Genomic DNA, 11,234 nt, shown 5'->3' with positions numbered 1-11,234 from the left:
GATAAAAATGAACACCAATACTCACATTCATGACCATCATGATGATCACGATCATCATGACACCGCCGGCGACGACATCTTTGGCTTTTGGGTTTATATCCTGAGCGACTGCTTGTTGTTCGGTACTCTGTTCGCTGTTTTTGCGGTCTACTCGAACAGCTTTGCTGGGATCATTGAACCCAGCGTACTGTTCAACCTGTGGTTTGTTGCAGGTGGTACTGCCCTGCTACTACTCAGCAGTTTCACTTTCGGCATGGCGATGCTGAAAGAACACAACAAAGACATGAAAGGGATGTTTAAGTGGCTGTGGATCACTTTTGCCCTCGGTCTTGGCTTCTTGCTCATGGAACTCTACGAGTTCTATCACTTCAGCCAAGCCGGTGCGACGTTTGATTCCAGTGCCTACTGGTCTTCTTTCTATGCATTGGTCGCAACGCATGGTTTGCACGTGTTTGCCGGTTTGATTTGGATGCTGTTGCTGTTTGTCCACTTCAAGCGTGACGGTTTTACCACCGCAAACAAAACGCGCCTTGCACTGCTTAGTTTGTTCTGGCACTTCCTCGATATCATCTGGATCTGTGTCTTTAGCGTCGTTTACTTGATGGGGGTAATGTAATGTCTTCTGAACATACTCATGGCGGTCAAGCGCACGGCAGCGTAAAAGAATACGTTCTGGGCCTTATCTACTCTGTCGTGCTGACGATGATTCCGTTTGCCATGATCATGGCAGACATCGGTTCCCCGACAGCGAAAGTGGTGGTGATTTTAATCTGTGCGGTTGCACAGATCTTGGTTCAACTGGTGTTTTTCCTACACATGAACACCTCATCTGAGCAAGCGTGGAACATCATCACCGCAGTGTTTACCGTGGTCATTGTGGCCATCGTGCTCGTTGGCTCGTTGTGGATTATGCAGCACTTAAATCACAACATGCTGATGGGGCACTAAGTGGAAACCACCATGTTCAAGCACTATTTACGACTCACCAAACCCGGTATTATTCGCGGCAACCTCGTTGCCGCTGCCGGCGGATTCTTTCTGGCCTCCCAAGGCCAGATTGATTGGTTGCTTTTCTTAGCCGTTTGCGCGGGCACGTCGCTCATCGTCGCCTCAGGCTGTGTCTTTAACAATTTCATTGATAAGGATATCGATGCCGTCATGCAGCGCACCTGCAACCGTGAGTTGGTGCAGAAGCTGGTGCCGATTTCCCATGCATTGCTGTTTGCGTTTACGCTAGGGGTGGCAGGTTTCACTACCCTGTACTTGTTTACCTCTCAGATCGCATTCGCCTTTGGGGTGCTTGGCTTTGTAGTTTACGTGGGTTTCTACAGCCTCTACTACAAGCGTCAATCGGTTCACGGCACGTTAATCGGCGGACTTTCGGGCGCATGCCCACCGGTGATGGGTTACTTTGCCGTTACCCATCAGCTTGACGTTGGTGGGGCGATTCTCTTTGTCACCTTCTGCATTTGGCAGATCCCGCACTCCTACGCGATCGCGATCTATCGATTCAACGACTACAAAGCCGCCAACATTCCGGTTCTGCCTATCCAAGAAGGCCTCGCCAAAGCGCGTTCACACATCATTGGTTACATTGTTGCCTTTGCCGTGGCGTGTTGGGCACTGAGCTACCACGGTTACGCGGGCAGTTGGTTTGCACTGGGGATGGGTTTGGTCAGTTTGTACTGGTTGTACATTGCGAAAGTGGGTTTTGAAAAAATGCCGACGGAGCAATGGGGCAAACAACTGATGCTGCTCTCTATTGTATGCATCATGCTGTTTTGTGTATTGATCTCTGTCGATTTCACCCACATGCCGATGACGAGCCCTGACCATGCAAGTACCCATGCACAATGGCTGAGTGAGGGACTTTCATGAACATGAACCCGGTAAAAATGGTTCTGCTCGCTGGCGCACTGGCGATCGGTATCGTTATTGCGTTGTACGTTGATAATACCACCATACCGATTGGCGAACGCCCAAAACAGTTTAGTGAACTGGGCGGTAACTTTCAGTTGCAAAGCGAGCTTGGCGACATCAACTTGGCAGATTACCAAGGACAAGTGGTTGTCCTCTACTTTGGTTTCTTGAACTGTTCTGAAGTCTGCCCATCGTCGGTTGGTGTCATGTCGGTAGCATTTAAGATGCTCCCAGAATCGGTTGGCAAAGGCGTACAAGGATTTTTCATCAGTGTGGATCCAAGCCGAGATGATGTGACGTCGCTGCATGAATTTACTCAATACTTCGACCCACGTATTTTGGGCTTAACAGGCACCAAAGAAGAGATTGACCAACTGACGTCAAACTATGGGGTTTACTACAGTTTGGTCGATATGGAGAAGTCGGTGTTAGATTACACGGTTGACCATATGTCACGCTTTTACATCATTGCGCCTAACGGACAACTGGTTGACTCAATGAGCCACAGCACCACACCGACCGAGCTGGCAGCTCGCATCACTCGAACCATTGAACAGTATGCACAACTGATGAAGGAAAACTTATGAACCGTTACGTCACCTTCGGTTTAGGTCTGGCCTTGGTTATGGCACTTGGATTTGTTCTGCGCCATTTCTACGCCACCTTTTCCCTTCATGCAGAGCCACATTTCATTGGCAAAGGCGAAGTTAAGCCACTTACCGAACAGCTATCGGTGGTTGATGCGCGAGTGCAAGCCACGATTCCGGGGATCAAAGTCAGCTCTGGCTATCTCACGCTGATCAACACTTCGGACCAAGAGATTGTGATTACCGGTGTCTCGACCGATGCGGCAAAACACACTGAACTGCATCGCATGTTTCTGCGCGACAACCGCATGGCGATGCGAAAAGTGGAGCAAGTTGTGGTGCCTGCCAACGGTCGATTTGAGTTCGCGCCTGATGGGTTTCACTTGATGTTAACTCACCTAAACCAGCGATTGGTGGAAGGTGACATCATTTCGGTTCAGCTGATGGAACAAAACGGCACCCTTCACACGGTTGAGTTTGCCGTGGTTGAGATGAAGCCGCACCACTAAGATCTTGGAGTGTGAAAATGACTAAGCCAACCCACCGTTCTGTCTTCATCTCTGCAGCGGCCTTGCTCATGGCATTCTCGCTCAGCGCAGAAGAGGTACCTCGCCCAATCACTTCCATGGATAGCATAGCGCAACAATACACTCTGCCCTGTGAGTCCCTGCTGATTGAACTGGCCTCCAATAGCTTAAAGCTCAACCCTCATCGTATGTTGGAGCAATCAACCCAGATCAGCGAGAACGAGCTATTTAGTGCCATCGCCGTCACTGATTACCGCGACCGCGCTAGTCACGTGACGTTTCACGGTGTGTCGAATAGATTGGGCCACTGCCAAGCGACGGTCACCGAAAGCTATGTGCTGCAAACCAACTGTGCGGATGCTCGGCACGAAGCGTTCAGTAAATGGGATTTTCAAGGGAAACTGAGTCAAGAAACCATGGTGTTGAGTGCTAAGCGCATCTCGGGCAAGCAAGCATTTTTGACCGATCAAAAACCCGCTATTTGCCTCGTCACCACACGATACACGATCAACCAGCCTTAAGGCTCAGAGAACGGCAGACAAACCTCACCGCAAAGGTGAGGTTTATCCGTGTTACTTAAAAGCGCTGACTACATTCATTGAACGCTGAGCAGCGTCATCGCACTAGAGCGCGATCTCACCACCGTCTTCGCGACGAATCACCACCGTCGCTGCGCGCGGGCGCACTGTCATACCTGCTGGCGTTTCTTCGGCAGCATTGTCGCTGTATGGCCAATTGCTAGGGTGCTGGATATTCACAAACAGCGATTTGTAATCTGGGCTGATGGCAAAGCCGGTCACTTCACAACCATTCGGTCCAACAAAGAAGCGTTTCAACTGCGCTTGGTTAGACGCATTGACTTGGGTTTGCGCGCCCGTTTCATCCACCATGCGTGAAGGCACCACCGCCAACATTTGATCGTTGGTGTAACTGGTCACTTCACCCGCACCGTTATCCGTTTGAATCCACAAGATCCCGCGGCCGTCAAACGCCAATCCATCAGGGCTGGCGAACTGGTTCAAATCGGTTAAGCCAGAACGATTTGTCTCTGCATCACCGTTCGCTGGTGAGCCGAAGACAAAGATATCCCAGCTAAACTCGGTAGCGCTCGCCCCTTCATCCCAACGGATCACATGACCAAACTTGTTGTTTAGGCGTGGGTTGGCTGGGTTCGCTTCGGTACGTTTGCTGTTGTTGGTCAGCGTGAGGTATACCGTACCCGTAAATGGGTCTACCGTGCACCACTCAGGTCGATCCATTGGCGTTGCACCAACCAGATCTGCCGCACCCGCGGTGTTTAAGATAATGTCAGCCAGCGTTGAAAAATGATCGGCCAAAGTACCGCCAGAGGTGGTCACACTGCTTAAAGTGAGTGGCAACCACGAGCCACTGCCATCTTCATTAAAACGCGCGACATACAAGGTGCCTTCGTCCATGTACTTGTCACCCGTCGCTAAACGGTGGCTTGGGTTGGCGTCGTTCGCATCCCACAATGCTTTTGATTCAAACTTGTAGAGGTATTCAAAACGAGAATCGTGGCCGGAATAAAACACCACTGGTTTGCCCGCAACAAGCTTACCAAAGGTACACCCTTCATGGCGAAAACGGCCTAGTGCCGTGCGTTTTTTCGCACGTGAATTGGCCGTGTAAGGGTCAATTTCCACAATATAGCCGTGACCATTGGCTTCATTACGATAATCATCTTGCGCAGAGGCGCCCGTTGGCAACAAGTTGAATCGGGTGAACTCGTCTAAACGCTCCTCGGCATGACCTGCCAACGTTTCCCACGCATAACGAGTGGTACCGGATCCATCAATGCCAATGCGCTTTTGATCTTCGGTTTGCGTTCCCGTGTGAATGAAATAGCCCGGCCAGTTTTCTTCACACGTAAGGTACGTGCCCCAAGGGGTATAACCGTTGCCGCAGTTGTTCAGTGTGCCGCGCGCCTGACTGCCATCGGGTGAAAAACGGGTAACAAGGTGAGAGGAAAAAGCCATTGGGCCTGAGATGTCCATGACCGTTGCACCGGTATAACGGCGATTCAATGGATCACTGTCGACCATTTTCCACAGATCGTTGTCGAGTTGAATGCGGACCACAGAGACACCGTGAGCGTTGATCTCTTTGCGCACCTCATCCACGACGGTGCGTAGGCCATTGGCCGAAGTCGGGCCTGCTGGGTGCAGCGCCATTTGATCAATGTACTCGTGGTTCACGCACAGCAAACCATCGTTTGGATTGCCATTGATAGGGAAGAAATGCATGCCATCATGGTGCATGCCTAATGCATTGAGTTGGTCGTCGGCTGTGTTGCTGCCATTCGCTTGCCACGCACTGGCATTGCCATTTAAAGGTGTACCCCATGGCACCAACACTTGTGCTTTGTAGCCATTAGGCACACTCACAGCATCGGTGAGTGACCCGGCAATAGAGTCAAAATTTAGAATTGCTCTCGATTGAGATGCAGAGCCCGCACCCGCACTCGTGCCGTTACTTGCGGTGCTGTTGCAACCAGCCAAACCGAAAGCACCAAATGCTGTCATCGCACTGATACCCAATCCACCTTTTAAAATGTTGCGGCGGGATAAACTCGCTTCCAGTACATCTTCAAAAGGCTTGTTTTTACTTTTGTTGTAACGGGTCGCGTCGAAGGTTTCCTTACTCATGCTGTTTTATCTCTTAGGTTTATGAATGTTGAGCGCGACCCAAGATAGGTGAAAAAAATGACAAAACAGGTTGTTCTTGATGAAGCTTTTATTTCCCTATACCCAAAACAGCGACACCACCGGTCAGCGGTATCGCATTGTGCTGCCTATTAAGGCAAATCAAACACCAGAGCGGTAACAGGATCGCTGCTGATATTTCGCAGTTCAAGGGAGGACACATCACTTACTTTTGCCCCATCTCCCGGATTCAGCGTGATGCTGTCGAGCATCAGCGTGCCGCTGATGTGATGCACGTACACTTTGCGCGTCGGCGCAACAACTAAGCTCTGAGATGCGCCCGGCGCTAAAATCAACTGTGAGAGCGTCGCATCTTGTTGGATCTGCAGCGTACCGTTTTTTCCATCTGGCGTAGCGACAGGCGTTAGCCCTAACTCATGTCCAAAATCTTTCTGCTGATAATTGGGTTGGCCACCCATACGGTTTGGTTGAATCCAAATTTGCAAGAAACGCAGCGCTTCGGTTTTCGATGGATTAAATTCGCTGTGGTAAATACCTCGACCTGCCGACATCAATTGGAACTCTCCCGCTGGGAGCGTTTGCACGTTGCCTTCGCTGTCTTTGTGCGCAATGCTTCCGCTGAGCACATAGCTGATGATCTCCATGTCGCGATGACCATGGGTATCAAACCCCGCGCCAGGGATCACCGTGTCATCGTTAATCACACGCAGCGCAGAAAATCCCATATGCTGCGGGTCATAGTAACTGCCGAATGAAAAAGTGTGTTGGCTGTCGAGCCAGCCAAAGTTGGCGCGTCCACGTTCTTCTGCTCGCCTTACGCTGATCATAATCTCTCCCCTTAACACCATGAGCATTGATGAGTGGCCAGCCGAACATACCCATTAATTTTTGATATTGGTGTGTGTAAACACTGGCTGGCTCAAGTATTGAAAACAGTTTAGAAGTAAAAGGTTTGGGCGATAACGAGGGTTTAGCGATGAAGACGTTCAGTTATTTCGAATGAGATGGTACAAGTGCCACTTCGTTATCGCTGACCTAAAGTAACGTCACTCATTTCTCCCCCTTAGTAAGAGTTAAGCGAAAGAAGGGTTAGCACCAATTGTGTGTCATCTTTGAGCCAATAGACTACCTTTACAGTAGACCACATATGTCTGCTCCTAATGATTGTTTATTACTGATGGGTCACTGACTAACATGCCGAAGAAATTGGCTCAAACGGCCGCTTCATTACTGCAACTTGAACATGTCGTAATAAGCCAATACGACATATTCCAACTCTTATGCCAGCATTTAAAGGCATTGCTGCCCGTAGAAGGTGTGCAGATCTGCCAACCTACCACACTGACGCTTTGTGCCTTGCATGAGGGTGTTTTTTTGACGGAAACTGACTTAGCTGATCAGCATGATGGTCCTTGGTGGCAATGGCTTTCTACCATCAGAAGAGACTCCGGATTTGTGCCGATTCCCCCAGCTTTATTGGACAACCAGCGGGGCGCGTTAGTCTGCCGCCTTTCCTATGAGGAAGAAAACTCGACCGTCCTTATTTTACTGCTAGAGGATGAGCAGTATTTTCAAGCCCACTCAGAGCAATGGCATATGCTCGGCACGGTTCTACAACAATTCTGGCTAACCCAATGCATTAAATTAGCCGCCGCAGAGAAACGACGAGACGTCGATAACCAGTATGGTCTGGTCCTCAATAAGCTAAAAACTCAAACCCGTCGTCATCAAGCCATGAGCAATGTGGCGCTGGGTGTTGCTGAGTTGACCTCGACCCGTAACGAATTTGATTTGCTCAAGCAAAGTGTCATGTTGCTGCGAGAGGAGTTGGGCTTGGATCGCGTCGGCGGCTTTTTGATTGATCATAAAGCGGGCCGATATCACGGCGTCTTCGGTACCGATGACCAAGGCCAGTATCGAGATGAATCGCAAGATCATTACCCGTACATTCAACTTGACCCACGTTTCTTGAGTGTTTTAAGCAAGCCGGACAACTGGTTTTATTTGGTATCAGACATCACGCTTTACCATCGAGACCAACCTGTTGGGCATGGCTGGAATGCCATGGTGGTACTGAGAAACGAATCTCAGGAGCCTCTTGGCTGGTTCGCCATCGACAATTTGCTCACCCAAACGCCGTTTGACTTTGATATCCAAGAAGCATTGGAAGTGTTTGCGAAAACCGTGTCACGAATTTTGGTTGAAATCCACCACAACAGCCGAGTGCGTAAAATCAGCCAAGCACTTCAGCTTATGTCTCAGGCAAGAAATACACTGGAGATTTGCCAACAGGCAGTCGAATTCTCCGTCTCTAAGCTCGATATTGATCGGATTGGGATTTTTGTGACAAGCGATTCTGACCCTGGCATGTTGCAAGGAACTTATGGTGTGGACACGGACGGAGTGATCCGCGACGAAAGCTACTTTTCGATGCCTTACCCTGATTCCCCTCTATTTACGCAGGCCTCTGCCAAACCCAATACCTTGGTGATCCTCGATGATGTCCCTCTTTGGCATGACCTAAAAATGGTGGGTTACGGTTGGAATGCGGCCATCGCATTATCCGTCGATGAGCAGCTGATCGCTTTCATTTGCGCCGACAATTTGCTCCGGCAACGTTTACTCACCTCACATCAGCGTGAACTGATTCAATTATTTACTCGTAACTTTGGGGAAATGTTGGCCAGATTACGCGGACAAGAAAAGTTGGAAAAATTAAACAAAACGCTTGAAGAGCGGATTAGCGAACGCACCAAGGAGCTGCAAAGCGTCAATCATAAGTTGTCACAAATGGCTCGGACTGACAGCTTAACTCAGCTTTACAATCGGCGTGCTTATGAAGAGTTCATTCAAGAATATTGGCATACCTACCAAGCTCTGCAAAAAATCACCCTTGCCGTGATGGATTTGGATGGCTTTAAACTGGTTAATGATCAACTCGGCCACCAAGTGGGTGACGAACTGCTCAGGCTGTTTGCGGATTTATTGCGTGATGTGTTTAACGAGCCAACCGACCGCGTCACCCGACTTGGTGGCGATGAGTTTGCTGTGATTATGTGTGGCTTAGATCAACAAGCACAGTTGCGGCGGTTATCTCATCTTATCGAGGCGTTTGATCAACAAACTGCGCAACGTTTTAACCATGTTTCGGTTTCGATTGGTGCAGCGTGTGTCGTTCCCACTCCAGACCTAAGTACCGACGGCTTTTTTAGCCTTGCCGATCAAGCACTTTATCAAGCAAAAGCCAATGGTAAGCATCAGCTCGTGGTTTATTGTGAGCAATAGGGCAAGGCTTTATTGGCTGGCTTTTGTCGCCACTTCACGCACCCAACATGGGAACGGAAGAATACAAGCGAGAGTCGCCGCCAATCACTCTCGCTTTTCTTGTTCCCTAGCGACACAGCCTCTGTGTTCACTTCCCTTGCAGATCCAGCGCTTCTAACCATGAAGAAAGCGAGCCCAAAAAGTCTGGCGCGTAAAGGCTGTCGCCTAGCAGCCATAATTTGGCCAACAGCACGATATCATTGGTTTGGCTGTCAACGTTGGGGTATTTGAGCAGCGCGTGGGTGGCGTTAGGAATCATTTTAATCGTGGCATTGCTCTGCCCACGATAGAGCGAGGTCAATGTGTTAAACGTCTGCTTGCCGTCAACATGCTCATCGTTTTCACCAAGCAAGATCAACATCGGCTGCGTCAGACCTACGTAGTCTTGTGTGGCATCCGACAACACATTCTTCTTGATGAACTCAAACCGCTCTTTGTCGATCGCCTGTTCATTATTTAAGAAAAGCCTCACGTACGCGTCGTAGTTGGGGTTGCTTTGCCAAAATGCACGTTCTTGCTGAAATTTCACCTGCTCTTGTTTCAACATTTCCGCGCTCGCACCCTGACGTTGCAACCTCATCTCGGTCATAAACCAACTTTGCTCTAACCAGTTAATGGCATACCCCACTCCAACCATAAAGCTCACCTCTGGGTTGTTCTGCATTAACGCGGGCACAACCCAGCCAGCTTGACTAAAGCCCATTATCCCTATCGTCTTGGCTTCCTTTCGATAGTTGTGTTTCACAAAATCCATCGCGGCGCGAACCTCATTTTGTCGATCAAACATCGATTGTTCGCGCCAATTGCCACTCGACTCTCCCATCCCTGGCTTATCCCAACTGAACACTGCGTAACCCGCATCAAGAAACACCTGCCAGATGGCGTCATAGTAGCCATGCGCATCATAAGGCGTTGCGCCATCACCAGAGACAAACAGCACCACACCTTTCACACTGTCTTTATCATCTGGCGACTTGAAGTATGCGGCTAAACGGTGGCCATCGTGTTCAAAATAGGGGTACTGCTCCGTCGACTTAGCGAGTGCGCTCGAACTGCACACGCTGATGAGCCCAACCAATAACACTAAAGTTAAACGTCTTATTCTCAGAATAATAGTCACCATGCTTCCTCTTGGTTTCATTCGATTTAAAATCGATATAGCCCACCGATAAGAATGCCGAATTCTTCGCGGTGATAAAAAGTGAGATTGGAATGTGACTGCTCATAGCCGACTTGAGCGACCAGACTCATTTGTTCATACCCAAGGAACTCGGCTTCTTCAAACGAGAGACTCACGTTAATCTGCCCATCTTGCCGGATTTTACCCAGTAGCGGATGCTTGGCCTGATAGCTGCTGCCCGAAAGACGCGTGTCCAGAGCCAAGGTATAAGGGTAGAAAAAGTAGGTGGCGGTGATTCCTGTGCCAAGTTTCTCAAACGCATTGGCTTTTCCTTGCGCGTTATCTTGTTGGTAAAAAAGGCTCGGCTCAATAAAAACGTTATCAAAAAGGGGCACAACAAGCGCAAAATGCGCAAAATAGCCGTCGCCATTTCTGCGCAGCAATTCGCTCGGCGCTCGGTCTTTCTCAACCGTTCGATCGTAGTAAGCCAGGTTTAACAGCGCAAACTGATTTTCGTAATGAAACCTCAGCACATCCCCTTCAACGTTGGTTTCCTCCCGTTTGCGATCAAGGAGGTACGGATTCTGCCACGTTTTTCCCGCGGCTAAGGTGGGCGCGATGGCAAAGGAGAATGAAGAGTCTTCATCCAATGAATACCGGTAACCCAGCTCCAAAGCCAGTAGACCTTTGACAAACGTGTCTTCACTTTGACCGAGAAACAGCTGATGTTGACCAAACTGGTAACGCAGCTGCCCCAGAGGGGCTAAAGTGCTGCCGGTGACATTCTCGCCTTCTCTGTTGAGTGATGTCAGAATTTTCTCCGCCCCTACATTCAAGTTGCTTTGCGTTTCGCTATAGATCGCGACAGCCCCTATGCTGCCCGAGAATCCTTGCTCTGCTGCAAATGCACACTGAGCGGCGAATGCCATAAATAGCGATGTAACCGTGACTAGCTCCGTTTTCACACTTTACCCCTTCTTGATTTAAGAATGTCTCCGTCCACTCATCACGAGCCCAACGGTTTGCTTCAATGACTTTGTGGTGGGATTGTTCCACAGTGATGGGAATAAAA

At 49.5% G+C, this 11,234-nt stretch carries 11 protein-coding genes; 7 read left to right on the top strand and 4 right to left on the bottom strand.

The genetic code is table 11. The features are described from left to right. Position 1: 1 nt before the first annotated feature. From cyoC to LZU85_RS05290, 6 genes are read left to right on the top strand one after another with little or no spacing between them, the layout of a single operon-like run. The gene (cyoC, locus tag LZU85_RS05315; RefSeq protein WP_419795959.1) at positions 2–616 is read left to right on the top strand and encodes a cytochrome o ubiquinol oxidase subunit III; all 615 of its coding nucleotides are present in this window, start codon (positions 2–4) and stop codon (positions 614–616) included. Further along, complete coding sequence (cyoD, locus tag LZU85_RS05310) at positions 616–948, top strand: cytochrome o ubiquinol oxidase subunit IV (RefSeq protein WP_176299591.1); 333 nt, start codon at positions 616–618, stop codon at positions 946–948. The genes cyoC and cyoD overlap by 1 nt, the downstream gene beginning before the upstream one ends. A gap of 12 nt (positions 949–960) precedes the next feature. Continuing rightward, complete coding sequence (cyoE, locus tag LZU85_RS05305) at positions 961–1,878, top strand: heme o synthase (protein WP_237286577.1); 918 nt, start codon at positions 961–963, stop codon at positions 1,876–1,878. Beyond that, positions 1,875–2,507 carry an SCO family protein gene (locus LZU85_RS05300; RefSeq protein WP_176299589.1) on the top strand — a complete coding sequence of 211 codons (633 nt, stop codon included), beginning with the start codon at positions 1,875–1,877 and terminating at the stop codon, positions 2,505–2,507. Before cyoE ends, LZU85_RS05300 begins: the two co-directional genes overlap by 4 nt. Continuing rightward, positions 2,504–3,016, top strand: a complete 513-nt coding sequence (locus LZU85_RS05295) for a copper chaperone PCu(A)C (RefSeq protein ID WP_237286576.1) — start codon at positions 2,504–2,506, stop codon at positions 3,014–3,016. The genes LZU85_RS05300 and LZU85_RS05295 overlap by 4 nt, the downstream gene beginning before the upstream one ends. Before the next feature lie 17 nt (positions 3,017–3,033). Beyond that, positions 3,034–3,555 (top strand): hypothetical protein, encoded by a 522-nt coding sequence (locus tag LZU85_RS05290; protein ID WP_237286575.1) that lies wholly within the window; start codon positions 3,034–3,036, stop codon positions 3,553–3,555. Between the two features lie 102 nt (positions 3,556–3,657). Here the strand turns inward: LZU85_RS05290 and LZU85_RS05285 are convergent, their stop codons facing one another. Both LZU85_RS05285 and LZU85_RS05280 read right to left on the bottom strand, forming a co-directional pair. After that, entirely contained in the window at positions 3,658–5,700 is a 2,043-nt protein-coding gene (locus LZU85_RS05285) for a PhoX family protein (protein ID WP_237286574.1), read from the bottom strand. A gap of 149 nt (positions 5,701–5,849) precedes the next feature. Then, entirely contained in the window at positions 5,850–6,545 is a 696-nt protein-coding gene (locus tag LZU85_RS05280; protein WP_237286573.1) for a pirin family protein, read from the bottom strand. A gap of 367 nt (positions 6,546–6,912) precedes the next feature. On the opposite strand from LZU85_RS05280, the gene LZU85_RS05275 reads away from it, so the two are divergent. Further along, positions 6,913–9,003, top strand: coding sequence for a sensor domain-containing diguanylate cyclase (locus LZU85_RS05275; RefSeq protein ID WP_237286572.1), 2,091 nt, complete (start codon positions 6,913–6,915; stop codon positions 9,001–9,003). Positions 9,004–9,130: 127 nt separating this feature from the next. On the opposite strand, the gene LZU85_RS05270 is transcribed toward LZU85_RS05275, so the two are convergent. Continuing rightward, positions 9,131–10,165 carry an alpha/beta hydrolase family protein gene (locus tag LZU85_RS05270; protein ID WP_237286570.1) on the bottom strand — a complete coding sequence of 345 codons (1,035 nt, stop codon included), beginning with the start codon at positions 10,163–10,165 and terminating at the stop codon, positions 9,131–9,133. A 23-nt stretch (positions 10,166–10,188) separates the two neighbouring features. Next, the gene (locus tag LZU85_RS05265; protein WP_237286569.1) at positions 10,189–11,127 is read right to left on the bottom strand and encodes a DUF2860 family protein; all 939 of its coding nucleotides are present in this window, start codon (positions 11,125–11,127) and stop codon (positions 10,189–10,191) included. Positions 11,128–11,234: the final 107 nt, after the last annotated feature.

It is taken from the genome of Vibrio floridensis, from assembly GCF_021852965.1.
Lineage (GTDB): Bacteria > Pseudomonadota > Gammaproteobacteria > Enterobacterales > Vibrionaceae > Vibrio > Vibrio floridensis.
This window is presented reverse-complemented; position numbering and strand designations above follow the sequence as displayed.

Excerpts from the sequence above, each read along its gene's own strand:
- LZU85_RS05280 (WP_237286573.1), bottom strand. The coding sequence starts at position 6,545 with ATGATCAGCGTAAGGCGAGCAGAAGAACGTGGACGCGCCAACTTTGGC.
- LZU85_RS05295 (WP_237286576.1), top strand. The coding sequence starts at position 2,504 with ATGAACCGTTACGTCACCTTCGGTTTAGGTCTGGCCTTGGTTATGGCA.
- LZU85_RS05300 (WP_176299589.1), top strand. The coding sequence starts at position 1,875 with ATGAACATGAACCCGGTAAAAATGGTTCTGCTCGCTGGCGCACTGGCG.
- LZU85_RS05285 (WP_237286574.1), bottom strand. The coding sequence starts at position 5,700 with ATGAGTAAGGAAACCTTCGACGCGACCCGTTACAACAAAAGTAAAAAC.
- LZU85_RS05290 (WP_237286575.1), top strand. The coding sequence starts at position 3,034 with ATGACTAAGCCAACCCACCGTTCTGTCTTCATCTCTGCAGCGGCCTTG.
- cyoD (WP_176299591.1), top strand. The coding sequence starts at position 616 with ATGTCTTCTGAACATACTCATGGCGGTCAAGCGCACGGCAGCGTAAAA.
- LZU85_RS05270 (WP_237286570.1), bottom strand. The coding sequence starts at position 10,165 with ATGGTGACTATTATTCTGAGAATAAGACGTTTAACTTTAGTGTTATTG.
- cyoE (WP_237286577.1), top strand. The coding sequence starts at position 961 with ATGTTCAAGCACTATTTACGACTCACCAAACCCGGTATTATTCGCGGC.
- LZU85_RS05275 (WP_237286572.1), top strand. The coding sequence starts at position 6,913 with ATGCCGAAGAAATTGGCTCAAACGGCCGCTTCATTACTGCAACTTGAA.